20 protein-coding genes are annotated in these 24,834 nt (G+C 51.5%); 11 read left to right on the top strand and 9 right to left on the bottom strand.

Going from position 1 to position 24,834, the window contains the following annotated elements:
* Positions 1-11 precede the first annotated feature (11 nt).
* Positions 12-1,394 (top strand): c-type cytochrome, encoded by a 1,383-nt coding sequence (locus BMX14_RS13685; protein WP_092677802.1) that lies wholly within the window; start codon positions 12-14, stop codon positions 1,392-1,394.
* A 39-nt stretch (positions 1,395-1,433) separates the two neighbouring features.
* Here BMX14_RS13685 and BMX14_RS13680 read toward each other — a convergent pair whose 3' ends face one another.
* The 3 genes from BMX14_RS13680 to BMX14_RS13670 all read right to left on the bottom strand — a co-directional run bounded on the left by BMX14_RS13680 (position 1,434) and on the right by BMX14_RS13670 (position 4,892).
* A complete protein-coding gene (locus tag BMX14_RS13680) occupies positions 1,434-2,594 on the bottom strand; it encodes an MFS transporter (RefSeq protein ID WP_230527506.1) in 1,161 nt (386 codons plus the stop codon).
* A 125-nt stretch (positions 2,595-2,719) separates the two neighbouring features.
* A complete protein-coding gene (locus tag BMX14_RS13675) occupies positions 2,720-3,322 on the bottom strand; it encodes a 2OG-Fe(II) oxygenase (RefSeq protein ID WP_177173165.1) in 603 nt (200 codons plus the stop codon).
* Between the two features lie 82 nt (positions 3,323-3,404).
* Positions 3,405-4,892 (bottom strand): NCS1 family nucleobase:cation symporter-1, encoded by a 1,488-nt coding sequence (locus BMX14_RS13670; RefSeq protein ID WP_092677799.1) that lies wholly within the window; start codon positions 4,890-4,892, stop codon positions 3,405-3,407.
* A gap of 233 nt (positions 4,893-5,125) precedes the next feature.
* Between BMX14_RS13670 and BMX14_RS13665 the strand changes: the two genes are divergently transcribed.
* Positions 5,126-5,878: an aspartate/glutamate racemase family protein gene (locus BMX14_RS13665; protein ID WP_092677687.1), complete on the top strand. Its 753-nt coding sequence runs from the start codon at positions 5,126-5,128 to the stop codon at positions 5,876-5,878.
* Here BMX14_RS13665 and BMX14_RS13660 read toward each other — a convergent pair.
* Positions 5,875-6,276, bottom strand: a complete 402-nt coding sequence (locus BMX14_RS13660) for a VOC family protein (protein WP_177173164.1) — start codon at positions 6,274-6,276, stop codon at positions 5,875-5,877. The genes BMX14_RS13665 and BMX14_RS13660 overlap by 4 nt on opposite strands.
* 141 nt (positions 6,277-6,417) lie before the next feature.
* On the opposite strand from BMX14_RS13660, the gene BMX14_RS13655 reads away from it, so the two are divergent.
* The 3 genes from BMX14_RS13655 to BMX14_RS13645 all read left to right on the top strand — a co-directional run bounded on the left by BMX14_RS13655 (position 6,418) and on the right by BMX14_RS13645 (position 10,430).
* Positions 6,418-6,921 (top strand): DinB family protein, encoded by a 504-nt coding sequence (locus BMX14_RS13655; protein ID WP_092677683.1) that lies wholly within the window; start codon positions 6,418-6,420, stop codon positions 6,919-6,921.
* A 265-nt stretch (positions 6,922-7,186) separates the two neighbouring features.
* Complete coding sequence (locus tag BMX14_RS13650) at positions 7,187-9,151, top strand: FUSC family protein (RefSeq protein ID WP_092677681.1); 1,965 nt, start codon at positions 7,187-7,189, stop codon at positions 9,149-9,151.
* 130 nt (positions 9,152-9,281) lie between these two features.
* The gene (locus BMX14_RS13645; protein ID WP_092677679.1) at positions 9,282-10,430 is read left to right on the top strand and encodes an iron-containing alcohol dehydrogenase; all 1,149 of its coding nucleotides are present in this window, start codon (positions 9,282-9,284) and stop codon (positions 10,428-10,430) included.
* Positions 10,431-10,434: 4 nt separating this feature from the next.
* On the opposite strand, the gene BMX14_RS13640 is transcribed toward BMX14_RS13645, so the two are convergent.
* The 3 genes from BMX14_RS13640 to BMX14_RS13630 are packed head-to-tail and all read right to left on the bottom strand — an operon-like array spanning position 10,435 to position 13,675.
* Positions 10,435-11,571 (bottom strand): ABC transporter permease, encoded by a 1,137-nt coding sequence (locus BMX14_RS13640; RefSeq protein WP_092677677.1) that lies wholly within the window; start codon positions 11,569-11,571, stop codon positions 10,435-10,437.
* Entirely contained in the window at positions 11,568-12,722 is a 1,155-nt protein-coding gene (locus BMX14_RS13635) for an ABC transporter permease (protein WP_092677676.1), read from the bottom strand. Before BMX14_RS13635 ends, BMX14_RS13640 begins: the two co-directional genes overlap by 4 nt.
* Positions 12,704-13,675: an HlyD family secretion protein gene (locus BMX14_RS13630; RefSeq protein ID WP_092677674.1), complete on the bottom strand. Its 972-nt coding sequence runs from the start codon at positions 13,673-13,675 to the stop codon at positions 12,704-12,706. Before BMX14_RS13630 ends, BMX14_RS13635 begins: the two co-directional genes overlap by 19 nt.
* 294 nt (positions 13,676-13,969) lie before the next feature.
* Here BMX14_RS13630 and BMX14_RS13625 point away from each other — a divergent pair, with 294 nt between their 5' ends.
* Positions 13,970-14,155: a YdiH family protein gene (locus BMX14_RS13625; RefSeq protein ID WP_092677673.1), complete on the top strand. Its 186-nt coding sequence runs from the start codon at positions 13,970-13,972 to the stop codon at positions 14,153-14,155.
* Here the strand turns inward: BMX14_RS13625 and BMX14_RS13620 are convergent.
* Both BMX14_RS13620 and BMX14_RS13615 read right to left on the bottom strand, forming a co-directional pair.
* Complete coding sequence (locus tag BMX14_RS13620; RefSeq protein WP_092677671.1) at positions 14,130-14,852, bottom strand: alpha/beta hydrolase; 723 nt, start codon at positions 14,850-14,852, stop codon at positions 14,130-14,132. The two genes, BMX14_RS13625 and BMX14_RS13620, sit on opposite strands and share 26 nt — an antisense overlap.
* Positions 14,846-15,736: a lysine exporter LysO family protein gene (locus tag BMX14_RS13615; RefSeq protein ID WP_092677669.1), complete on the bottom strand. Its 891-nt coding sequence runs from the start codon at positions 15,734-15,736 to the stop codon at positions 14,846-14,848. The genes BMX14_RS13620 and BMX14_RS13615 overlap by 7 nt, the downstream gene beginning before the upstream one ends.
* A gap of 167 nt (positions 15,737-15,903) precedes the next feature.
* On the opposite strand from BMX14_RS13615, the gene BMX14_RS13610 reads away from it, so the two are divergent.
* The 5 genes from BMX14_RS13610 to BMX14_RS13590 all read left to right on the top strand — a co-directional run bounded on the left by BMX14_RS13610 (position 15,904) and on the right by BMX14_RS13590 (position 24,777).
* Positions 15,904-16,311, top strand: coding sequence for a DUF2946 domain-containing protein (locus BMX14_RS13610; protein ID WP_092677667.1), 408 nt, complete (start codon positions 15,904-15,906; stop codon positions 16,309-16,311).
* Between the two features lie 101 nt (positions 16,312-16,412).
* On the top strand, positions 16,413-18,392 hold the full coding sequence (locus BMX14_RS13605) for a TonB-dependent copper receptor (RefSeq protein ID WP_092677665.1): 1,980 nt from the start codon (positions 16,413-16,415) through the stop codon (positions 18,390-18,392).
* 224 nt (positions 18,393-18,616) lie between these two features.
* The gene (gene atzF / locus BMX14_RS13600; protein ID WP_092677663.1) at positions 18,617-20,413 is read left to right on the top strand and encodes an allophanate hydrolase; all 1,797 of its coding nucleotides are present in this window, start codon (positions 18,617-18,619) and stop codon (positions 20,411-20,413) included.
* 1 nt (position 20,414) lies between these two features.
* Positions 20,415-24,050 (top strand): urea carboxylase, encoded by a 3,636-nt coding sequence (gene uca / locus BMX14_RS13595; protein WP_092677661.1) that lies wholly within the window; start codon positions 20,415-20,417, stop codon positions 24,048-24,050.
* On the top strand, positions 24,043-24,777 hold the full coding sequence (locus BMX14_RS13590; protein WP_092677660.1) for a GntR family transcriptional regulator: 735 nt from the start codon (positions 24,043-24,045) through the stop codon (positions 24,775-24,777). Before uca ends, BMX14_RS13590 begins: the two co-directional genes overlap by 8 nt.
* Positions 24,778-24,834: the final 57 nt, after the last annotated feature.

Raw genomic sequence — 24,834 nt, 5'->3', positions numbered from 1 at the left:
TATTGACCCTGATGGCGACCTCCCCATTGGCCTACGCGCAAACCGAGGCTGATGCAGGCGCAGCGTTGATTGCCCAAGGCGAGAAAGTGGCTATCGCCTCTGACTGTCAGGCCTGTCACACGGCGCCGGGCAGCAAAACAGCCTTTTCAGGAGGCTATGCCATCGCTTCTCCGATGGGGGCGATTTATGCCACTAACATCACTCCTTCGGCACAAGGTATTGGCGGATACAGTGAGGCACAGTTTGCCAGAGCGATCCGCGAAGGTATTCGACCTGATGGGGCGCATCTCTATCCTGCGATGCCTTATACCTCGTATCATCTTATGACAGACGACGATGTCCATGCGCTCTATGCCTATTTTATGCATAGCGTTAAACCGGTGGACAAGGCGAATACGCTGACCAAGCTCACCTTCCCTTCTAATCTTCGCTTTAGCATGGGCATGTGGAACGCTATCTTCGGCAGCACTGACAGCTATAAGGTGGATGAGAGCAAAAGCGCGGAATGGAATCGTGGTAATTATCTGGTTAATGGGCTTGCACACTGTGATACCTGCCACACCCCGCGTAACTTTATGATGGCAGAGAAACACGATCAGCCGCTGGCGGGCGCACCATTAGGCAGTTGGTATGCCCCCAATATTACCTCTGATCCGATCAGTGGTATTGGTGGATGGCGAGACGATGAATTGGTTAGCTACCTCAAAACCGGTCGCGCGGTAGGGAAAAACCAAGCCGCTGGCGGCATGGCAGAAGCCGTAGAGCATAGCTTGCAATATTTACCGGACAGCGATCTTAAAGCGATTGCCGTTTACCTTAAACAGACAACACCGATCCGTACTGAAGGAGAAACGGCTGCGGCTTACACTTTCGGCAAGCCGGTGAGTGTCGAAACCGCGATCCGCGGTGACGCACCGAATAATGCTTATAACGCCCTCGGTAGTGGTGCCAAGCTATTCAGTGGTAACTGCGCCAGTTGCCACCAACCGGATGGTTCGGGCAGTCCAAATCAAGCCTATCCGTCGTTATTCCACAACACGGCCACCGGCATGATCCATCCCGATAATCTAGTCTCCGCTATTTTATTTGGGGTAAGACGGACCACTCAAGATCATGATGTGTTAATGCCAGCATTCACTTCACCGACTTATGTTGATCCACTGACCGATCAACAAATTGCCGATATCAGTAATTATGTCTTACATAATTATGGTAATCCGCAGGTAACGGTTGAAGCGGGTGATGTGGCATGGATGCGTAAAGGGGGGCGTTTGCCTTTCCTAGCGGCCGCACAACCTTATATGGTGCCGGGCATTGCGGTAGGCATCGTTGTGGTGATCTTGTTGCTAATAGGGCTGCGATTACGTCGTAGTCGCCAAAAGCATAAATCTTGATGACCTTTTCCGGCCCCTCAAGGGCCGGGAAGCGTAAAACTAATGCTTCACTCGTAATGAGAGTAAAAAAATAATCAGCCCCATTACCGCTAACACCGTTCCTACCCAAGCCGTTGACACCCAGCCTAAGCCCGCATCAATCACGACACCACCGAGGAAAGCCCCCAACGCATTGGCCATATTCAGCGCCGAGTGATTCATCGCGGCCGCTAAGGTTTGTGCTTCGCCCGCTACATCCATTAAGCGGATTTGTAGGGAAGGAATAAGTAGCCCTGCAGTACCGATCAAAAATGCCGCCAAGAAGCCAGTAATGACGTATTTTGAGAGGAAGCAGAACAGCACCATAATGGCGATATTCCATAACAACGACAGACCGATCGTTTTGCGAACACTCCAGTCTGCGAACTTTCCCCCTAAGGTGCTACCGACAATCATCCCGAGACCAAAAGCGGCCATCACCCAAGGAATTTGTGCCTCACTCATCCCCGCATAATGGATCATGGTCGGGGTGATATAGCTAAAGACCGCGAACATTCCCCCAAATCCGGTTGCGCCGGTCAGCAGGGTTAACAGTACTTGCGGCTTCTTAAGCGCTGTCAGCTCCCGTAATGGATGTGCCGAACGATCCCCTTGGCTGAAAGGCACATAGCGAATGATCATGAGCAGCGAGACGACCGCACAGGCCCCCACAAACCAGAAAGCGAGCTGCCAGCTTAAGTGGTGGCCAATCCATGACACCGCAGGAACGCCAAGTAACGTTGCCACGGTTAAGCCCAACATCATGCGGCCAATCGCTTTACCACGCTGATGCGCGGGCACCATCGAGGCGGCGACCAATGAGGCCACCCCAAAGAAGGCACCGTGTGGCAGACCCGTAATAAAACGCATCAGCACAAAGGAGAGATAGCCTGGCGCAAGGGCGCTGGCCACGTTACCCAACGCGAACAGCCCCATTAAAGCGATCAATAAACGCTGACGTGACACGCGTGAGAAAAGGACCGCAATCAGCGGCGCACCCACCACGACGCCTAAGGCATAGCTACTGATGGCATCGCCCGCCCGCGTAATCGAACTCTGCAACCCATGTGCCACGTCTGGCAATAATCCCATGATCACAAATTCGCCTGTGCCAATGGCGAAGCCACCGAGGGCTAATGCCAACTGGGCCAATCCGAGATGTTCAGTTTTCGTTTGTGACACAACGACCTCATTAAATAACTGTGTGAAAAAAGCTGGGCAGATTTGCCATATAAAAAAAAAAGCAAGCCATTAGTATGGCATGCTGATCACAATTCTGAAAATTAAGTAGGAAATTTTGTGTAGAACTAGCTGTAAAAGTAGTCTTGCCCTTGGTGGCGAACGAACCATCCGGTTAGCGCCATCCGCTCGACCTGCGTCGGCAAGACTTCATGTAAGATTTGTTCTGATAGGAAACAGATCATGCTGCCAGCCACCGGCTCGATGACCTTTTTGCCTTCCGGTAAATGCAAACAGAGCTGGCCGCCATTTTCGGGTTGCCAGTTCTGATTGATATAGAAAATCAGGGTTACCGCTCGGCGTTTGTCTTGAGCGAAACAGTCGTAGTGCGGCTTATAAAACGCGCCTTGTGGATAGCGAGAGAAGTGTCCTTCAAAGCCGTTCAACCCTAAATAAAATTCTCGGTTAAGCAGGTGTTTGATCTCGTCAACTAACGCTAAATAATAGACTACTGCGGGATCCTTTTCTTGAGGATCAATCCAGCTGATACTGTCCGAGCGAATCGCTTCGTTGATGATGTTTTTGATCCCTTGACCAATCCCTGCTTGTAAGAAGGTCCGCTTATGACAAAGATCGGCTAAGGCCGTTACCCATTCGCCCGGGATTACATTTTGTTGGTAAAACCAACCCTTCTCACATAACTGCTCAATAAGATCACTTGCATTAACCATAATCGACTGCGACATCCACAACCTAAGGGATGCGCAGTATACCTTCAGTTTCGATTAGGCACTATCTGTTCACCACAAAGAATCACGATTCTTTGCCGGTCACTAAACTTGATAACGTGGAGGACTGCGTTACATGCGCTTCACGCGGATGCAATATGAAATGCGCCACCCCCGCAATGCCTACGCCGATAAACCAACTAAAGTTCGCTACCGCGTGTAAGCTTGGTATAAAGCTGATCACTAAGCCAATCACTACCGCGGGCACCAATGCGGCAACGGCGCGTAGGTTCACGCCACCTTGATACCAATAACGCCCGTTTTTAGAGGCATTAAACAGCTCATCGACCTCAATTTTACCGCGTTTAATCAGGTAAAAATCGCATAATAAGATCCCAAACAGTGGCCCGATAAAGGCCCCTAAGACATCTAAGCTATAGTGGATCAATTCAGGTGATTGGAATAAATTCCAAGGCGTCAGCAGTACTGAACCGACCGCTGCAATCATCCCGCCCATACGAAAACTTATTTTTTGCGGCGCGCAGTTGGAAAAATCAAAGGCTGGTGAGACGAAATTCGCGACAATATTGATCCCCACGGTTGCGGTGATCATCGTCAGCAGCGCGAGTGCCATCACAAGACCATTTCCAGTATGGGCCACGGTCTCAATCGGGTCGGTGATCATCTGACCATATAAACTCTTAGTCCCGGAAACGATGATGACCGTAATCACTGAGAACAATAGGAAATTGAAAGGGAGTCCCCAACGATTACCCCGGCACACCTCTTGCATCGACTTGCCATACCGAGCGAAGTCACCAAAATTCAGTAATGGGCCTGAGAAATAGGAGACGACTAGCGATATCGCGGTGATCATCTGCCAAGTCTGTTGCGAAGTACTCAGCGTTTTCTCCGATAAGGTCAGAGAAATGCCCTGCCAACCGGTTTGCGAAATAATCCACACGGCCAACGCTAACATCACGATATAAACCGCAGGGCCTGCAATATCGATAAAGGCCTGAATGGTGCGCATGCCTCGCCAGAACACCATGGCTTGCAGGCACCACATCACTGCGAAACAGATCCATCCTAGCGCGGATAGGCCGACAAAATGCGGCACGGTTAGCGGCGTCAGGCTTGGCCAAAATTTTAGTAACACTAACAGTAGCGCATTAGAAGCAAGCCAAGTTTGAATACCATACCAAGCAAAGGCGATCAGTCCACGGATCACCGCGGGGATATTCGCACCAAAGACGCCAAAGGCCTGACGACAGACCACGGCGTAAGGCACGCCGGTCAATTGACTGGGTCGAGCGATTAAATTGGCGGCCACCTGAACAATACAGATTCCGACCAGTAAACAGAGTAGGACTTGCCACCCTGCTAAGCCCAAGGCAAAGAAGCTGGCAGCCACGACATAACCGCCCATGCTATGGATATCCGACATCCAAAACGAGAAAATGTTATACCATGACCAGTGCGGATTTTTGACCGGAGCCAAATCGTCATTAGTCAATTTGGGGCTGTAGCTAGACGGGTAATTGTGTGGAGTTGTCGAATCTTGGTGCGCCATAGTGCCATCCTCGTGAACGAAATCGAACTGATGACAGTAGACTGCAAATAACATACCAATTCTTTTTCAATTGAAACAATAATTTCATCGCCACCTGCGCCGCGTGTGGCCGCCTCAGTCTAGCCTCGGGGTCGTTTATAATTAACGCTTGCAGTGATACTTAGAGATTCATTAGAGTGCACTAATGCCCACATTGCACAGTCACTGTGCATCCCTTTTTCTATGGAGACTTTATGCGCCGCCATCGTATTCAACTGATTAACCCTAATACCAGTCAGGCCATGACCGAGACTATGGCTCACACCGCGCGGACTATTGCCAGTTCACGGGTAGAGATTGACGCCGTATGCCCTAAAGAAGGTGTCCCGTCCATCGAGGGGCATTTCGATGAGGCAGTCGCCACGTTGGGGATTTTGCAGCAGATCAGAGAGGGTGAAGATCGGGGGGTAAATGGCCACATTATCGCGTGCTTCGGGGACCCGGGGTTACTGGCGGCGCGTGAACTGGCGAAAGGCCCCGTGCTGGGGATTGCAGAGGCCGCCATGCATGTCGCCAGCATGGTCGCGACCCGTTTTTCGATCGTTACCACCCTGCCGCGTACGGTAATTATTGCCCGCCACTTATTGCATCGTTATGGCTTTTACGAACAGTGTGCGGCCGTGCATGCCATCGATCTGCCGGTATTAAGCCTCGAGGATGGCAGTGGGTTGGCGCAACAGAAAGTGCGGGAATACTGCCTGAATGCCAAGCACAACGATAATGTCGGGGCGATTATTTTAGGTTGCGGGGGGATGGCTGATCTGGCAGCCGAATTAAGCGAAGAATTACAGATGCCAGTGATTGATGGCGTGGGCGCAGCGGTCACCTTATTGGAGTCGCTGCTAAATTTAGGCATCACCACCAGCAAATGGGGCGATCTGGATTTTCCACGTAATAAGGGGATTACCGGCCCCTATGCAGCCTGTTTAAACACCCCATCATCCTAAGACCGTTTTTGCGCGGCCGCGGCCATCATTGGCGTCGCCGCCGCGTAATCATTACAGGTGACTTCCAGCGGATTCGCACAGAGATCATCGAAATAAATCGACCAAGTCAGGTGATGATCGACCACTGTGTAGGCCAGGGTAGACTGCTCTACCCTCGCGAGCAGTGCACGTAATTTTGTCGCCTGAATCGCAAATGCGATAGTGTTACCCGGTTTGGGTGAGGATCGCTGAAAAAGAGACAGCGCCGCCGCGCCACAGCGGATCACATAGGGACCGCCTTGCTCATACCATTCGGTAAAGGCCGCATCATGTTCGAAGCCTAAAAATTTCCGATACCACGCTGCTGCCGCGAGGACATCGTCAACATAAACATGCACGTGGTCTACCGCATCAATCATCGTTTTTCTCCTTAAATCTTTACCCTGCCGCAGGACATCATACATTTCAAGGCAGTGCGCACGGCTGGATAAAATGTTCCTCGCTTTTTACGACCGGGCATTGAATAATCAATGCCTTATCCTTACTGCGTGGAGACCACCATGGCAAGCCTTTGTATTTCGACATTACTCTCCTTCAAGCGCTGGGCCGATCAGCAAACCTTAGCCGCTATCGCTACGATCGACGATTCGCTGTATGCAGAACAGAAAAAAATTATGATTAGATTGATGAATCATATTCATGTTGTCGATGCGATTTTCAAAGGTAATCTTCAAGGCGTCGATCACGGTTATCCAGCATTAAATACCGTCGAAACGCCGGTACTTTCCGACCTTGCCCACGCAATGGAACAGTGCAGTGATTGGTATCTTTCATATGTCGAGCACTGGAGCGCCCCCACTCGACCGATCGAATTCAGCTTCGTTGATGGCGGGCAAGGGTCGATGAGCGCGAGTGAGATGGTCGAGCATGTATTGCACCATAGCAGCTATCATCGCGGTGCCGTGGGATGGCTAATCGCTCAAGCGGCGGGGGTGCCGCCCAAAGATGTCCTCAGTGTTTTCCTACGTGACCATGCCTCAATTCCTGAAAAGTCATCCTTGTAATTTGAGCAGATTATTCTGTCTCGGTAGGCGGCTAGATTCACCGACGTGGGTACCCGTTACGATAAAAAAAACAAATCGCCACAAAAAAAACCTCATTTGTTGATGGCGATCATACTTTCACTTTTTGACGAAAAGCGTAATATAACTTTCACGCCAATTTGTGGAAACGCCACCATGTTTTCAACTGTCTAGTTTCGCTTCTTATCCAGCCTTGTCAGCAGGCATCACCCCTTTTTCTAAATTTTATTTTTAGATTATAAAAACAATGCATAACTCACTTTTTTACCGGCTTCGCTTTGCCTGTAAAACTACCTGTGCGCTGCTCTTTGCACTGGCGTTAAGTTTTATACTGGAACTCGACACCCCCAAATGGTCAATGATGACTGTCGCCATCATCGCCGCCTCGCCGGCCTTTGCCAGCGGTGGCGAACCGATGAGCGGTGTGTTACGTTTTCGCGGTTTCCTCCGCTTAATCGGTACCGCGGTCGGCTGTGTCGGCGGCGTGTTAATCATGACTTTTTTTAGCCGTGTACCGATATTGTTACTCCTCGCCTGTTGTGCATGGGCCGGTTTTTTCTCATGGCTATTTACCGTTGTTAAGCAAGAGATCAGTTATGCTTTTGGCTTAGCCGGATACTCGGTATTTATCATTTTAGTCACGGCCTGGCAGACCCCACACGACGTGCTACAAATTGCCCTCTATCGTTTCTTTGAAATCACCTTGGGGCTGCTCTGCCTGATATTTTCTGACCTGCTATTCTTACCCCGTTCGGTTAAACGTTCGATCGACCAGCGGATTGCGGAGTTACCCCACAACTGCTTTCAACTTTTGTCTCAGTGTTTCACCAGTGACGATACCCAGCACTTCGAGGACGTCTTCCGCGGTCACCTGACCCAAGCCAAAGCACTACAAGCCATGCGCCAAACACTCCGTATGGAGTCCTCACATTACTCGGTAATGATGCATCGTCGTCTTAAGGGCATTAATGGGATCCTCTTTCATCTGCTTACCTTAACCTACGAGACACAACAGTATTTCCAGCAGCGACCCGATAAACGGAATAGCCATTGGTACTTTTTATTTCAAGATGAGTGTCAGACGCCGGAGCAATTAAATCAGAAATTGCATCAGTTCACCTACCTCATCCATCAGCTGCCCGCGACGCAAACCCCCTACTCATTAAGTGCTTGGCTTAAGGCAATGAAAGAGCTACGGATTTTGTTACGCGGGCTTCACGCGCACCAACCGTTACACCAGATTGAAAAAGAGATCATCGCACGCTACACCTTAACCCCCGCACACACCGCGCAACGCAAACATGCCTTTATCAATGGGATGCGAACCTTTATGACTACCGCAGTGGGCTGTGCACTGTGGTTAGTGATGGACCCTACCGCGATAAGTGGCTTTTTAATTATCGCGAGTATCGTCACCACGCTGGCGATGCGCGCGGAAAGCCCGAAAGCGTTAGGACTCGATTTTATTTATGGCATGATCTACATCATTCCGATCAGTATGCTGTTTTATTTACTGATTATACCGACGACTCAACAGAGCTTCGCACTATTGCTGATCGCCCTAGGCGCACTAGTTTTTATTCTCTCCCTCGCGGTGCAGTATAAAATCTTAGGCAGTGGCGCGTCGTTGATGTTTATTTTTAATTTAATCCCGATCACTAATCCAGAGACCTTTGATTTTAGCCATACATTAGACAGTGGCCTGGGGCAGATCCTAGGGGCGATTGTCTCCATGGTGATCATTGCGATTATCCCTGACCTGCATAAGACGCATCTCGCCAATGCCCTGACCCGTAATATTCTAGTAACCGCCTTGCAAACCTTGACCACTAATCCGCAGCGTCGAAAAAAAAATCGCTTAAGCGGACTCTACGATCAACTTCTGTCGTTAATTACGTTAGACAGCCGTTCACTGCATCGCTATCAATTAGCGATTAATTTAATCATCATCTATCGACGAATTAATGCAATTACGATCTACAAATTTCCAGGCTTAGCCGAGTTCCATCAAGAGATCCGTGACTGCGCCACGCTACTCTCTACCAGCAAACTGGCGTTACACCGCGAGCGGGCTTTTGAACAGCTGCAGGCGCTATTACATCGTTATCAAGCGCAGATCCGTCATTTGCCGACACCCGAAAAACTCAGCTTAGTGGTAGAGGATTTACAACAATTGCTCGAGCAACATAGAGCGTCGTTAATTGCTGGGTAAGCGCGCGTCTGGAAACTCCTATTCTGAGAATTGTCCACCTAGCTTGGGGCAGGATAACGGGTGTAGCATCCTTCCCTACACCCTTTACCCGTCTAGACGCTAGAGTGAAGCAGAAATAGGGAGCCTTGCTATGTCAACTATTACAGCACTATGCAGTAACCAACAGACACTCAGTGGCAGCGGATCGCTGCAGGAATTACCCGCGCTTTTAGGTCAAACTCCGGGTGATGCGCTACTGTTCGCATCACCCTCTTTTCTGAACGGGAGTCATTGGCCAGCCCTGTCGGCGAGCCTTACCGCGCAATTGGTGGGGATTGTCGAAGTGACACAGGAGGCCTCGCCACAACAGCTCGATGAGTGGGTATCGGCTTGGCGCGGCCGCTGCCGCACCGTGATCGCTATCGGTGGAGGAAGTACTCTCGATGCGGGCAAAGCCTTCAGCACCCTGGCCTGCCATCCGCTTCCTGCTGTGCGCTACCTCGAAAAAGTCGGCGATACACCGCTTAGTGGTGAACGATTAGCCTTGATAGCCATTCCCACGACCGCCGGGACCGGCAGTGAAGTCACTCAAAACGCGGTGGTAACGGATACCCAGGTATTAAAGACGAAAGCATCGTTACGCCATCCCAACCTAGTGCCCGATTATGCCATCTTGGATGCAAGGTTGATGGAGGGCACCCCAGCAGCCGTCCTCGCCAATTGTGGAATCGATGCTTTTACCCATCTTTTCGAGGCCTACCTTTCTCGCCACGCAACACCATTAATTCACGCACTGAGCACCACTGGGTTAGAGCTGTTTGTCGAAGCCTGGCCAACGATAGCCCTGGATGACGATCTCGGTGAAGCGTCACGCGAAAAAATGTTGATCGCCTCGTGGTTAGGCGGCCTGTGCTTGGCGAGCGCCGGACTGGGGGTGATTCATGGTATTGCGGGAGAAATAGGCGCCTATAAAACCTGGCACCATGGCAAGGTCTGCGGGCAATTGCTTCTGCCCTTTTTCGATCTACTTGCCGACAGCGGCAATGATCGCCAGCAGCAGTTACTGCATAAGCTTAATCATCGCCTTTTCCCTCTCGCGCAGCAGCAGTTTCCCGCTCAGCATCTGAAGTTATGGATAATGGATAATGCCTGTAGCCCGTTTTGGGAGAGCGATTGCACGCTGACCGCTGACGAAGTCACTGAGCTTACTCAACGCTCGACCAATAAAAATTCAGTTGTGGATTATTGTGCTGACCAGCGGGCCACGCTGATCACTCAAGCCTGGCACACCGCTGGGTAGCGTCTTAATGCTGGCTTCCGCGATGGAGCAGTCGACTGATCAGGCGTCTGTCGCGGAGGAAAGTCAGGACAAAGCTGGCGAAACTGTAGACCGCAAACAGTAACAACAACATACAGATATCCGGCAGGGCTTCCCGCAACGATAACCCCATCTGATTCACCCCGGCAATCGCTTTAATGGCCCAGGTTGACGGGAACAAGCTGGAAATAAACCTTACCGGACTCGGCATAGCTTGTAAGGGCCAGAGGGTACCGGAAATATAGAAGACCGGTGTAGTGATAAACGACAGGGTCAGATAGATCATCTCGACGCGACGAATACATTCCGTCAATAAACGGCCAAGTCCCAGTACCGCCAGAAGGAACGGGAAAGTGAGCAGTAAAATCTCTGGAATCGATGCCGCCTGCTTATAGCCCAAGACCCATGGCCATAGGGCGAACAATACTATCGATAGAAATAACCAAATTGGGATCAACGCCGACAGTGCGCCCAAGACAACAGGCAGCTTAGGCCGCCCTTCTGTGCTCATCATTAAGCAGACCCTGACGCTGGCAATCAGCAAGGAGTGCTGCAATAACATCACCAGTAAGCCCGGAAAGATAATCGCGGCAAAGCTGATGCCGGGGTTAAATAACGGCAATGTCAGGCCGGTCATCGGCGTTAAGACAACGTTCGCTTCAGACTGAGTGAATTGGCTTTTCATCATCAACTCAACTTCATACTGGTTAAGCATCTGTTGGTACGCCGCCACCACATTCTGCTGAATTTGACCATTAGGTAAGCGGTTGGTGGCATCGCCAAAGACAGGAATCGAGACACTCTTACCCGATAACATCTTTTTTTCAAAATCGACTGGGATTTCAATCACTGCAAATAACTTACGATAGCCCATATCACGTTCCGCTTGACCCAGCTGGTCGTAGGTCACCACGTTTAGCTTGGGGCTTGCATCAAGGTTACGCGTTAAAAGATGACTGGCCGAGCTGTGATCCAGATCGACCACCGCCACTGGCATCTCCCATACCGTCCCTTTGGCATACACCATACTGATAATGCAGAGTGATAACAGCAGCATCGCCCACATCGGCTTTTCGAGCATCCCTGCCAGAACCTTCTTGAAGGTCGCCCAATAACTGCTCATACCATCGCCTCTTGGTCGCGTAAGCGCTTAGGTAACCGACGAAACACTAATAGCCCCACCACAATCGGGTAGACCGCCAACAGCGCACAGACGCCCATCACCGGTTTAGCGGGCACTTGTCGAATAAACAGATCAAACATCGCATAAAGCGCGTGAGTGAGGGGTTCCATATTGGCAATAAACTGGGCCGGTAAGGGCATCGATAATTCGGGCATCCCGAGTCCAGAAAACGCTAACGCAATGGTCACAAATATCGCCATTAAGGTATAAGCACTGATCGCGGTACGGGTAAAGGTGAAAAGCATCAGCCCTAGGCTCTGTGCCGCCATAATATAGAAAAAAGCAACGAAGAACATATAGTAGGGATCGCCCACAAACCGTGCTGAGAAGACCCACACTAATAGCGCGATTTCCCCCATTAAGATGGTGGTGTAAACCAAGGTATAAGGGGCGAGCTTACCCAACAATGCCCAACCGAAGCGGTCAGCATAGATCAGGGGTTTACTACGCGATAACACATAAATCATGCTGGTCACCACAAACAGCTGGATAAGGTGTATGGTGGCGGCAAATTGCTGGTAGTAGATATAGCTGCCGCTGGCATTAAAGAGGCTGCGGTACACCAAGGAGACGGAAGGCAGCGTGGGTGCAGCTTTCCCTATCTTGGCTTCGACGGCACTGCGATACTCGCTGTTGATCGCCGTTACCAGTCCAGAAAAGTCTTGAGTTGAATATAATCCCGCGCCGTAATAGAGCGCATTGTAATAAAAGGCAACCTTGGGCTGTTTCGCGGAAAGCAGATGTTTTTCAAAGTCCGGCGGAATATAGACCAGTCCGTAATCTTGCGCCGTGCGCATCTTGTGCAGGGCTTCGTTTAGCCCCCCTTCCCACTCGGTCAGCTTCGCATGAGGACTGGCGTCCAGCTTACGGATTAATTCGCGAGATAATTGGCTATGGTCATTATCGACTACCGCCACCGGTAAATTCATCAGCGTCCCTTCAGAGAAGTTACTGCTCAATAGCCAGAAGAGCAGCAGCGGAAAGCACCAGGTTAACCAGTGAATCGCGGGTTTCCGAGAACTGATCCGAATCTCTTTATTGAAGGCTCGGCGAAAGGCCCGAAAGCCTTTGCTTAACGTTTCCACTGCCATAGCGCGCTCATTCCCTGACGTAAACCATTAACGGGTTGGGTGGGCCATAGGCGCACTTCGAAGGTTTTAAGATCGAAATCACCGGTTGCCCGTGTCGCGCTCTTCGTCGAAAAATCGCCCAGCGGGGCAATGTAATGGACACGCGCCTCAATCACTTGATTATTTAGCGCGGGGACTCGCAGGTGAATCACATCTCCCTTGCGCACGTGGGCAAGAATATCTTCACGTAAATTGAACACGAAATAGGCTTGGGGTAAGCGAACTAATGTCACGAGGGGACTTGATGCGCTTAATAAATCCCCCACTTCAGCGGGAATAGGGCCAACCTCGCCATCGACAGGCGCTTTAACGTTAAGGTCATCGGTTTGCACCTTAATTTCCGCTAATTGCTGTTCGGCTTGTTGTAACTGCGCACTATAAACATCGCGTTGCTCCCAACGATCGCCATGTTTCGCTTCATCCAAATTCGCTTGCGCACTCTGCATACTGTGTAACGCGGTATCGCGGGAATTGCGGGCATTATCTAAGTCTAAAGCTGAAATATAGCCTTTCGCTGCCACACTTTGATTTCGGCGATAGGTCGCTTCGGCAGTTTGATAATCCGCCTTAGCACCCGCCAGAGTCGCGGTCAATTGACGGATACTCTCTTCTCGTGTGCCGTTCTGCGACATCTCTAAGGTAAACTTAGCTTGATCGCGCGCTGCTTCCGCCGCTTTTAGCTGGGCGATCAGCTCAGGGGCATCGAGACGGATGATAACCTGCCCCGCTTTAACATCGTCACCGCGCTCAATCAGCCGTTCGACGACGCGTCCTTTCGCTTTGGATGCGACAATGACTTCTGGTGCATCAACTTCGCCTTGTAACAATAAATCTTGGTTCTGTACTCTAAAAAAAATTGCCAGTGAGACAATAGCTATCATCACTAAAACAGTAAAAATTATTCTTTTACTCATCAACCTACTCCAGAACTAATCAGCCGGGCACTGATTTCCCTCTTATGTTGTTATAAGCGTAATGTACTCATTAAGAAAATGCACTGCGCGCACAATTAAATCTTACCAAACGGCACACTATAGTCGATTTGTTAACACAAAATTTTGATTAAGAATGGGTTTCATTCACCGAAACCTCAGTTTAAAACTGTGAGATTGCGCAAAGTTTTACCCATCACAGTAATCATTCAAACCAATTTTATTTTGTACGGTGACGCGCCTAAACTTTGTCCTATCAACTAGAGGAGCTGACTTATGTTTTCCACACAACGTTTTACGGCGAAAGAACTGGCCATTGCCTATGCGTCACAACAGCAAAAAAACTATACCCCTGCACAGTTTCTTGTCGCGGTAGAAAAGCTCGAAATTGAGTTCGCGCGGCTTCTCAAGGCCCCACGCAGCAGTGAACAGGCCTCTACGACGATGGTGTTTGAAGGCTAAGACGGGCAGCCCACTGCTTGAAGTCTTTCAGCTCTGGTTCGTTAATGCCGTGGCCGAGATCCGCGTAACGATGGAAGCTCAACGAATAACCCCGATGTTGAGCTAGTGCTACGGCTTGCTCATCTAAGGCCAGCGCGATACGTTGATCGCGCTGGCCGTGCCCCACGAAGAGTTTCGGTAAATTGGGCCGGTTTTGCTGTATCGGCGATGTACCGACAGACTCTGGCAAACGTCCACTGAAGATGGCCGCCGCACCAATCGACTCGGGGGCGTTTAAGGCAATACTCCAGCTTATTACTGCCCCTTGGCTAAAACCGGCGAGCAGCGTTTTATTCGCTGGGATCTTCAACTGCTGCTGTATCTGAGCGATACGAGACAAGATTTGTTGGCGTGCTGCGTAAATATCTGCCTGCGCGCTGGAACCGTTTCGATACCACGCAAAACGGTGGGGACCCACGGTAATCGGGGCTTGTAAACTGACAACGGCATAGTCTTGCGCGACATAATCGGCCAGCGGCAGCAAGTCCTGCTCGTTGCTGCCATATCCGTGTAACAACACTAATAGTCGCTGAGGCGGTTGCCCCGATGGAGGGGCAAGTAATATCCCTTCCAAAGCAGCCTCTGGCGAGAGGGTTACCAGACACAGCAAACAGGCCAAGACGCCTTGTGTTGCCCTGGCTATAAGGGGCGTCAACATAGGGCCACCGTCAGGGAGATAAGAAAGGGTGCGGCCAGCGTCAAGAGCAACCCACTGAAGATGGCATAGGGAATATAGTAGGCATCACAATTTTGCTTAATAAATGGCAGTGCTGAATCCATCGCGGCGGCGCCGCTTAGCCCCACAGCCGCGAGGGGCTGACGACGGCCCAGAAAGTAGAGGAAGACGATGCTTAGAAGTTCGCGTAAGAAGTCGGTCATAAAGGCGAGGGCGCCCATCTGCGCTCCCGCGAGTTGATGGATCATCGGACCTGATAGCGAGAACCAGCCTAAGCCACTGCCCAACATCAGTGACTGCTGCCAGCTAAAGGGCGTCAGTAGGCTGAATAGCCCAGCGGCTAGAATATAGCCAAGGATCGCCGTCACCGGTACGCTGGCACATTGGCGGGTCACACGACCAAAACGAAATCCAACCAGATCCACCCCCACACAAAATAGCATCACATAAAGTACGCTATTGCTGGAAAGACCTACAGTACTAAGGCTGAAATGTGTGAAATAGCCCAAGGTTACCCCAGCGATAAATGCAGCGATCGCCTTAAGACAGCTACCAAAAGCCGATAATAGCGAGGGTAATGGATGGTCATTATCGATTGCAGCCGGTTTACGCAATAATAATGCGCCGGTAAATAGCGTGATCAAACCAGAAAGCAGCAGCGCGTGAAGCATAATAGCGCCACCCAACCCACCTTGCGTGAGCACTTCCGCAAAATCCATTCCCATACTCAATAACAAGAGTAGAACAATGGTGCTAAGGGATTTCACCACCGATTGTCGAACGTTCAAGGAACACTGTGACCCCACTAGCCAGCCCAAGGCCAAGGTCGCGAATAAGGTGATGATCGCTATTATCGCATGTTGCATAGTCAGCTATTTCTTCATAGTAGGCAGGTGATTGGAGGCCAATACCCTACCATTAATCGACACTATTTGGGCATAAATAATGCCTTATAAAAACTGAGGTTTTTTATAGGCCCTTAACCACTTTTGGGATAATATAGCGCTGCACAAAAGACTGGGGGTTTATCGGTTTGCACCACTTAGCAAAAGTTTACTGCTTCGCTGCAAAGTTAGCGATTTTTTCAATCGCCATGCTGTTTATTGCCCCGATAATCTCGAAGAGCCTACACACTCCAATCCATTCAGCCTCTGCCATGACCTCAATGCAGGGGGTGTCACCACTACCCAGCGATGAATGTGCGATGATGTCACCCTCGCCATCTTCTAAAGCCCCGTCTTTCGACCGAAAAATGCTCGACGATATGGCCTGTGGTTACTGCCAATTGTTAGCGCATTTCCCGTTTTTGCAGTGGGTTATTCTGCTCGCTCTGGTCATTGTTTATTCCCCGCTACGGTCCCGTAGTCACATTCCGCTAATTACCCGGCCCTTAACAGGCTATTGGTCATCAAGCCAAGCTCGCGCTCCTCCTTCCTTTTAAAACGCCCACTCTGTTCCATTCTTGCCTGATGAGAACTCATCTTGGCCGTTTTAGCATTGAAGCGCTAGGCATTGTCACGCCTACGCATTAAGGAAGTTATTATGTCTTATCATTCCACGTTATCGCCCATCACACTTGCTGTACTGGTGGCTTATAGCCAGCAAGTCGCCGCCGCTTCATCGCCTGAGCAGGCTGAAAATCTCTCCACCATTATCGTCAGCGCACCGATCAACTCGCCGTTAGAGGTGATTAGCTCACCGAAAACGCCGCGCCAACCCCTACCCGCCAGCGATGGCTCCGATTATCTCAAAACCATCCCCGGCTTCGCTCAGATCCGTAATGGCGGGACCAATGGTGATCCCGTATTTCGTGGCATGTTTGGCTCGCGCTTACGCATGCTGATGAATGATAGTGAGATGTTAGGGGCATGTGGTAGTCGGATGGACTCCCCCTCCTCCTATCTTTCTCCTGAGAATTTCGATGTGATGACCTTAACCAAAGGCCCTCAGACCGTGTTATGGGGGCCGGGCAACTCGGCAGGTACACTGCGCTTTGAACGACTGCCTCCCTCTTTCACTGCGCCCGGTGTACAAGGGGATGCCAGCCTCGTCACCGGCTCTAACCAGCGTAATGACCAAAATGCTGATATCAGTTTAGGCAATCAGCAAGGCTATCTTCGATTAACGGGTAATCATGCACAGTCTAACGATTACCAAGACGGAGACGGGCGCAACGTGCCATCGAAATGGAAAAAATGGAATAGCGATATTGCCCTTGGCTGGACTCCGGATGCCGACACCTTACTCGAGCTCACTGCAGGGCAAGGTAACGGCAACGCGCGTTATGCCGGTCGAGGCATGGACGGCTCGCAATTCAAACGCCAAAGCCTAGGACTAACCTTTAATAAACAGAATATAAGCGAGACCTTCACCGAACTGACCAGCCATCTGTATTACAATAATGCCGACCATGTCATGGATAATTTCTCGCTGCGCCACGCCACTGCGGGGATGTCGATGCCAATGCGCTCGCAAGTTGGCCGTAAAACCCTTGGCGGTCGTGTAATGGGCACTTGGGAATGGACGTCAACGGAATTACGCAGTGGCGTCGATATGCAGCACAACAGTCATCGTCGTAAAATTTCAGGTACCTGGCGAGATGATGCTAGCTTCAGTGATTATGGAATGTTCAGCGAATTGCGTTATGCCCTTAATCAGGGCGCTCACCTGATCGGGGGGGCCAGAGCCGACCTGAGCCAGGCCGAGGATAAACGCACTCCTTCCTCAGGACATCGTAATAGGGTGATGCCCGCGGGATTCCTACGATTTGAGCATCAGCCAGAACACTCCCCAACGCTGCTCTATGCAGGCTTAGGCTATACCGAACGGTTCCCGGATTATTGGGAGCTTTTCTCCCCCACCTATGGTCCAGACGCGGTACACTCCGCGTTTAAACAACTTAAACCAGAAAAGACCACGCAACTGGATATTGGCGCAAAATACCAAGATAAACAATTGGATGCTTGGGTGTCGGCTTATGTCGGATGGGTAGAGGATTTTATCCTGTTCCGCTATCAGCCCACGCAAAAACGAATAAGCCAAGCCGATAATGTTGATGCGCTGATTTTTGGTGGAGAAATGGGGGCCAGCTATCAACTGTCGGATCATTGGAAATTGGAGAGCAGTGTCAGCTATGCCCAAGCCAACAATCGCCAGGAACATCGACCTCTCCCCCAAATTCCACCGCTGGAGACCCGTTTAGGGGCGACCTGGCATACTGGTAATTGGCGTACCACCGGATTAGTCCGCTGGGTCGCGGCCCAACATCGTATCGCCAAAAATGAAGGCAACGTGGTGGGCAAAGATTTCGGACCGAGTGCCAGCTTCGTCGTCCTCTCTGCGAACAGCCGTTATCAATTTACCGATAAACTAGCCTTAACGGTGGGTATCGATAACCTACTTAACAAAACCTACAGCGAGCATCTTAACTTGGCCGGGAATGGCAGCTTTGGCTATTCATCCAATACGCGGATCAACGAGCCGGGACGCAGCTATTGGGCGAAAGTTAGCCTAAAATTCTAAGCAGATAACTAACTAAGAGGCTTAACTCCAGTTGAGCCTCTTAATCGCCTACTATGCTGCCTCACAGTGCGTCAAACCGGTGCGTGGCTGCACTACCCACCTATTTTATTCCCGAAGCGTTAGCGAACAACCGAGGTAAATTATCAAATAAAACAGATAGTTAAGCCCTTGGCATAGTTATTGCTCCAGTCACTCCCATCTTGTATACCACATGGGATTCAACTATGTCAGCGACTTTTGGCTACACGCTTCAAGATTGGCAACAGCACGCCAAGCAAGACCCGCTCCACTTAAAATCGTTATTGATCGCCCACTTTCACGCACTCAATCCACAGGATAATGCGTGGATACATCTATGTACTGCCGAACAACTCCACGCCCAATTGGATGCCCTATTTTCACAAGATCTCACTTCGCTCGACGCGCTGCCGTTATTCGGTGTGCCGTTTGCAGTGAAAGATAATATCGATGTAGCCGGTTGGCCGACCACCGCGGCCTGCCCTGCTGCCCGCTATATTGCAGAGCAGGACGCACACGTTGTTGCGCAACTTAAAGCGGCGGGGGCCATCGTGATGGGCAAAACGAATCTAGACCAGTTCGCAACAGGCTTGGTCGGGTGCCGTTCTCCTTTTGGCGCAGTCAGCAATACCTTTAATCCTGACTATAGTAGTGGCGGATCGAGTTCTGGCTCGGCCTCCGTCTTGGCGCGTGGATATGTTGCCTTCAGTTTAGGCACCGACACCGCTGGGTCGGGACGCGTGCCTGCAGGCTTTAATAACATTGTCGGTCTGAAACCGACAAAAGGCTGGATCTCGGCACGCGGTATCGTTCCTGCCTGTCGCTTGAATGATACCCCCTCAGTTTTCGCTTTGACCGTAGCGGATGCTTATCTGGTTGCATCATTAGCGGCAGGCTATGATGAAAAAGAGCCTTATTCACGCCAGCATCCCGCGACCGCCCCGGCACAGTTTCCAACTCGCCCGCACTTTGCCGTCCCCGAAACCCTTACCTTCTGTGGTGACAAGCAGGCGGAAGCCGCCTGGCAGCAAGCACTTACTGCATTAGAAAACAGTGGGGTAACCCTCACACCGATCGATTTCGCCCCTTTCCAGCAATTAGCCGAGCAACTTTACGCCGGCCCTTGGGTCGCCGAACGAACCGCTGCGGTGGGTGCGATGCTTGACCGTCCCGAACAGATGGACCCCACTGTTTATCAAGTGATCCGCCAAGGGGTAAATTTTAGCGCGGTACAGGCCTATCAAGCGGAGTATCTGCGGGCCGACTTAACTCGCCAGATCCAACGAACCTTAGCAGACGTCGACGCCCTGCTGGTCCCGACAACCCCAACCATTCATACTTTGGCGGCCTTAGAACACGCCCCAATTGCGTTAAATTCTCAACTAGGCCTTTATACCAACTTTACCAACCTCGCTGATTTAAGTGCCTTAGCCCTCCCCGCGCCGTTTCGCGCAGATGGCTTACCTGCAGGCATAACGCTATTAGCCCCCGCTTGGCACGATCGCGCCCTCGCCGAATTTGGTTGCCGTTGGCAGTCTTTGCTCCACCTTCCCTTGGGGACTAGTGGTCGTGACCTTCCCAGCACGCCGCTGAGCTTGCCTGCCTCACCCGCCCATGTTCGAGTGGCAGTCGTCGGTGCGCACCTAACCGGTATGCCACTCAATTTTCAGCTGACCTCGCGAAACGCGGTATTTATCGAAGAGACACAAACCGCTGCCCATTATCGTCTTTTCGCCTTACTCGATGGCCCGATCAAGAAACCCGGTTTATTGAAGGCTGAACAAGGGCAAGCGATCACCGTTGAACTGTGGGATATCCCACTCGCGCGATTTGGGGAATTTGTCGCTGAAATCCCCGCCCCCCTTGGTATCGGTAGCCTGACCTTACTCGACGGTCGGACCGTAAAAGGATTTATCTGCGAACCTGCCGTGCTCAACACCGCCTTGGAAATCACTGCATTCGGTGGCTGGCGTAATTGGCTCACTGCTCAAGAGGAACGTTAATATGTTTACCACTGTACTGATCGCTAACCGTGGTGAGATTGCTTGCCGCGCAATCAATACCTTAAAACGCTTAGGGATCACCAGCGTTGCCGTCTTTTCTGAGGCCGATCGCAATGCGCGACATGTGAAAAAAGCCGATATGGCTATCGCATTGGGGGGTGATAAAGCCAGCGATAGCTATCTACGTAGCGATAAGATACTGGCCGCCGCCCAACAGAGCGGTGCGCAAGCGATCTGGCCTGGCTACGGCTTTCTCTCTGAGAGCGTCGCTTTTTCCACTGCCTGTGAACAACAGGGAATGGTATTTATCGGCCCCACTGCCCAGCAAATCGCGGAGTTTGGCTTAAAGCATCGCGCCCGAGAATTAGCGGCAGAAGCCGGGGTCCCCATGACACCGGGCACAGCGCTCCTCACCTCGTTAGAAGAGGCCCTTAGGGCCGCCGAAGCGATCGGCTATCCCATCATGCTAAAAAGTACCGCAGGGGGCGGTGGCATTGGACTGACTCGTTGCGTGGATGCCGAGGCACTGCGCGAGGCATGGGAAAGTGTCCGCCGCCTCGGCGAGCAATTTTTTAGCGATGCGGGCGTTTTTCTTGAGCGCTATATCGATCATGCTCGTCATATTGAAGTGCAAATTTTTGGCGATGGAAAAGGAAAGGTCATCGCTTTAGGCGAAAGAGACTGTTCGTTACAGCGCCGCAACCAGAAGGTTGTCGAGGAGACGCCAGCGCCGCATCTTCCCCCTGCCCTCCGCGACGCCTTACTGGCCTCGGCTATCCGTCTCGGCGAGCGGGTTAACTACCGCAGTGCAGGCACGGTGGAATATATCTACGATCCGCTGAAGCAGGCCTTCTACTTCTTGGAAGTGAACACCCGACTCCAAGTCGAGCACCCTGTCACCGAGGCGGTCACTGGCGTCGATTTAGTCGAATGCATGCTGTGTGTCGCAGCAGGCGATCCACTGGACTGGCAACGTCTTCAGCAGCCGCCACAGGGAGCCGCAATCGAGGTTCGTCTCTATGCTGAAGATCCGTTAAAAAATTTCCAACCTAGCCCGGGAACCTTGACCGCCGTTCACTTTCCCGGAGGCGTAAGGGTAGACAGTGGTATTGAGCAAGGCAGTGAGGTGTCTGCTTTCTATGACCCAATGATCGCTAAATTAATCGTCAAGGCCGATAATCGTGAGGCCGCCCTTAAGGCATTACAGCAAGCCTTAGCGGCTACCCAGTTACACGGCATCACCACCAATCTGGATTACTTACGCCAAGTGATTGCCACTCAAGTCTTCCGCGAAGGGAAGGTATCGACTCGCTTCCTCGATAGTTTTATCCCTGACGCCCATGTCGTTGAGGTGATACAACCGGGTACGTTCAGTAGCGTACAAGACTATCCAGGGCGTTTGGGCTATTGGCATATCGGCGTACCGCCCTCTGGGCCGATGGACGATTACGCTTTTCGCTTAGCTAACCGAATTGTCGGCAATCACCCTGATGCGGCGGGATTGGAATTTACGTTACAAGGGCCGACTTTACGCTTTCATTGCGACACGGTGATCAGTCTAACCGGTGCCGACTGCCCTGCACGGCTTGATGACCAACCGATCCCATATTGGCAGCCTATACAGGTAAAAGCAGGTCAAACGCTCACCTTGGGCCGCGCGCAACAGGGATGTCGAACTTACTTAGCTCTACGCAATGGTTTCGATGTACCAAGGTATTTGGGTAGTCGGTCAACCTTCGTTCTGGGCCAATTTGGTGGCCATGCTGGACGCACCTTACGCGTGGCCGATATGTTGGCCATCTCTCAACCTGCGCTTGCCGCCTGCACTACCCCCGCCCCACTCAGCGAGCCTATCGGGCTGGGATCGGCCATGATCCCTCAGTACGGTTCGACTTGGGAGATTGGGGTGTTATACGGTCCACACGGCGCCCCCGACTTTTTTACCGAGGAGAGTATTGAGCGCTTTTTTGCCAGCGAATGGCAAGTTCATTATAACTCTAACCGTCTTGGCGTGCGGCTAACTGGGCCAGCCCCGAACTGGAGTCGCCCCGACGGCGGCGAAGCAGGTTTGCACCCCTCGAATGTCCATGATTGTGAATATGCCGTTGGCGCGATCAACTTTACCGGTGATTTTCCGGTGATTCTGACCCATGACGGCCCGAGCCTCGGGGGATTCGTCTGTCCAGTCACCATTGCCCGGGCTGAATTATGGAAAGTCGGTCAGCTAAAGCCGGGGGACAGTATCCGCTTTTACCCGATGAGTCATCAGGAAGCGGTGGCCCGAGAACAGGCACAACAGCAGGCTATTACGCAACTCGCGCCGCCTTCGCTGCCAACCCTCCCAGCCCCAACGCTCACCGAAACGGCACTCGGCTCAGCAACATTACTCGCCGTACGCCCAGCGACCTCACTGACGCCCGATGCCTATTACCGACAGGCGGGGGATCACTACATCTTAATCGAGTATGGCGATAATATTCTCGACCTCGCTTTACGTTTACGTGTGCATTTACTGATGGAAGCGCTGCATGCTGCCGAGCTCGAGGGGATCGAAGAGCTTTCACCCGGTGTCCGTTCATTACAAATTCGTTACGACAGCTTACGCCTGACTCAACAAGCATTAATGGCCCGGCTCCTCGAGATTGAAGATCAACTTGGCGATGTGACGCAGTTACAGGTTCCCTCACGGATCATTTGGTTACCGATGGCCTTCGAGGATAGCGCAACCCTTGCGGCAGTCGAACGATACCAAGAAACGGTCTGCGCTCAAGCGCCATGGCTCCCCAATAACGTCGATTTTATCCAACGCATTAATGGCCTGGCTGATCGCGATGCGGTGCGCGATACGCTGTTTTCTGCCAGCTATCTCGTCCTAGGCTTAGGTGATGTCTATCTCGGTGCCCCCTGTGCGGTCCCCCTCGATCCCCGTCACCGTCTGCTTAGCTCCAAGTATAACCCTGCTCGAACCTTTACCGCCGAAGGTACGGTGGGGATTGGCGGGATGTACATGTGTATCTACGGGATGGACTCGCCGGGCGGATACCAATTGGTCGGGAGAACGTTACCCATCTGGAATAAATTTTTAAAAAATAGTCAATTTAGTGATAACCAACCTTGGTTACTGCATTTCTTCGATCAAGTTCGCTTTTATCCGGTGACGGAAGCGGAATTGACCGTTGAACGTGATGCATTTCGCGAAGGCCGTAGTACCATTCGTATCGAAGACAGCGTATTTGATTTCGCAGAGTACCAACAATTTCTCAATGAGAATGCTCAATCGATCGATGATTTTCGAGCCCGTCAACAGCAGGCTTTTTCCGAAGAAGTGAGTCTGTGGGCGGCACAAGAACAACCGGCTCCACTGACTCAAGCGGTTGCCGTTGAGGCGACGACGACTTCTACCGATACGCCTATTTGCGCTGAATTGAGCGGTAATGTTTGGAAAGTGCTGGTCAATGCCGGTGATAAAGTCGAGGTAGGTCAGCCGTTGATCATCGTTGAAGCCATGAAAATGGAGCTATCGATCACGGCGACGCTCGCGGGGACCATTACCCACATCAGTGCACAACCGGGCCAACAAGTCATCCCTGGGCAGGTGTTATTGCGGCTCGCTGAAGGGGGCATTGCGCATGCATAATCCTCCTCCCGCTGCCGGGCGTGAAGCACTTGCGGCAAAGGTCTATCAAGCCGTCAAACAATCTATTTTTGATTTTCAGCTTTTACCTGGCGAACGCTTTAGCGAGAACGAACTTGCACAACAATTACAGGTTAGCCGTACCCCGGTACGCCAGGCCCTTTTCAATCTAGAGCGCGAAGGCTACGTAGAAGTCTTGTTCCGCAGTGGTTGGCAGGTGAAAGCCTTCGATTTTGATTATTTTGAAGAGCTCTATGACTTACGGATCGTGTTGGAATGCGAAGCGGTACGCCGATTATGCGCCATGTCTGCCGCAGATTGCCACACGGCCTTAGCCGCAGAGCAACGGTTTTGGGCTGAAAGCGAGCCCCTCACCCAAGGAAAACCCGTCGCCTTAGCGGATGAAGCCTTTCATCGCGCTTTAGTCGCCGCGACGGCCAATCGCCAGTTTCTACTGTTGCATACCGAGTTAACTGAAAAGTTGAGCATTATTCGTCGTCTCGATTTCACTCGTGATGACCGCATTCTGGCCACCTACCAGCAACATCAGGCCATCCTTCAGGCGATCCTCGCCCAGCGCTGCGAACCGGCATTACGCCTGCTTACATTGCATATCTCGGAGAGCAAAGCTGCTGTTAGAGCAATCACGTTACATCGTTTGCATCAAGCCCGCATTACGTTACAGGCCTCGGAAAGTAATGAGGAGGTACTGCGGACAAGCCTTCGCTGAAAAGCGAGGCATATTTACTGACATTCCTCCACGGCGCCAAGCGCCCTATGCAAACCA

Source organism: Rosenbergiella nectarea, from assembly GCF_900111105.1.
GTDB classification, from domain to species: domain Bacteria; phylum Pseudomonadota; class Gammaproteobacteria; order Enterobacterales; family Enterobacteriaceae; genus Rosenbergiella; species Rosenbergiella nectarea.
The sequence above is the reverse complement of the archived record's forward strand: the minus strand, read 5'-3'. Positions and strand labels throughout refer to the sequence as shown.

Coding starts and splice junctions, on each gene's coding strand:
- atzF (WP_092677663.1), top strand. CDS start 18,617: ATGTCAGCGACTTTTGGCTACACGCTTCAAGATTGGCAACAGCACGCC.
- BMX14_RS13620 (WP_092677671.1), bottom strand. CDS start 14,852: ATGTTGACGCCCCTTATAGCCAGGGCAACACAAGGCGTCTTGGCCTGT.
- BMX14_RS13630 (WP_092677674.1), bottom strand. CDS start 13,675: ATGAGTAAAAGAATAATTTTTACTGTTTTAGTGATGATAGCTATTGTC.
- BMX14_RS13670 (WP_092677799.1), bottom strand. CDS start 4,892: ATGGCGCACCAAGATTCGACAACTCCACACAATTACCCGTCTAGCTAC.
- BMX14_RS13635 (WP_092677676.1), bottom strand. CDS start 12,722: ATGGCAGTGGAAACGTTAAGCAAAGGCTTTCGGGCCTTTCGCCGAGCC.
- BMX14_RS13655 (WP_092677683.1), top strand. CDS start 6,418: ATGGCAAGCCTTTGTATTTCGACATTACTCTCCTTCAAGCGCTGGGCC.
- BMX14_RS13625 (WP_092677673.1), top strand. CDS start 13,970: ATGTTTTCCACACAACGTTTTACGGCGAAAGAACTGGCCATTGCCTAT.
- BMX14_RS13665 (WP_092677687.1), top strand. CDS start 5,126: ATGCGCCGCCATCGTATTCAACTGATTAACCCTAATACCAGTCAGGCC.
- uca (WP_092677661.1), top strand. CDS start 20,415: ATGTTTACCACTGTACTGATCGCTAACCGTGGTGAGATTGCTTGCCGC.
- BMX14_RS13615 (WP_092677669.1), bottom strand. CDS start 15,736: ATGCAACATGCGATAATAGCGATCATCACCTTATTCGCGACCTTGGCC.
- BMX14_RS13675 (WP_177173165.1), bottom strand. CDS start 3,322: ATGGTTAATGCAAGTGATCTTATTGAGCAGTTATGTGAGAAGGGTTGG.
- BMX14_RS13590 (WP_092677660.1), top strand. CDS start 24,043: ATGCATAATCCTCCTCCCGCTGCCGGGCGTGAAGCACTTGCGGCAAAG.
- BMX14_RS13645 (WP_092677679.1), top strand. CDS start 9,282: ATGTCAACTATTACAGCACTATGCAGTAACCAACAGACACTCAGTGGC.
- BMX14_RS13685 (WP_092677802.1), top strand. CDS start 12: ATGGCGACCTCCCCATTGGCCTACGCGCAAACCGAGGCTGATGCAGGC.
- BMX14_RS13605 (WP_092677665.1), top strand. CDS start 16,413: ATGTCTTATCATTCCACGTTATCGCCCATCACACTTGCTGTACTGGTG.
- BMX14_RS13640 (WP_092677677.1), bottom strand. CDS start 11,571: ATGAGCAGTTATTGGGCGACCTTCAAGAAGGTTCTGGCAGGGATGCTC.
- BMX14_RS13650 (WP_092677681.1), top strand. CDS start 7,187: ATGCATAACTCACTTTTTTACCGGCTTCGCTTTGCCTGTAAAACTACC.
- BMX14_RS13660 (WP_177173164.1), bottom strand. CDS start 6,276: ATGATTGATGCGGTAGACCACGTGCATGTTTATGTTGACGATGTCCTC.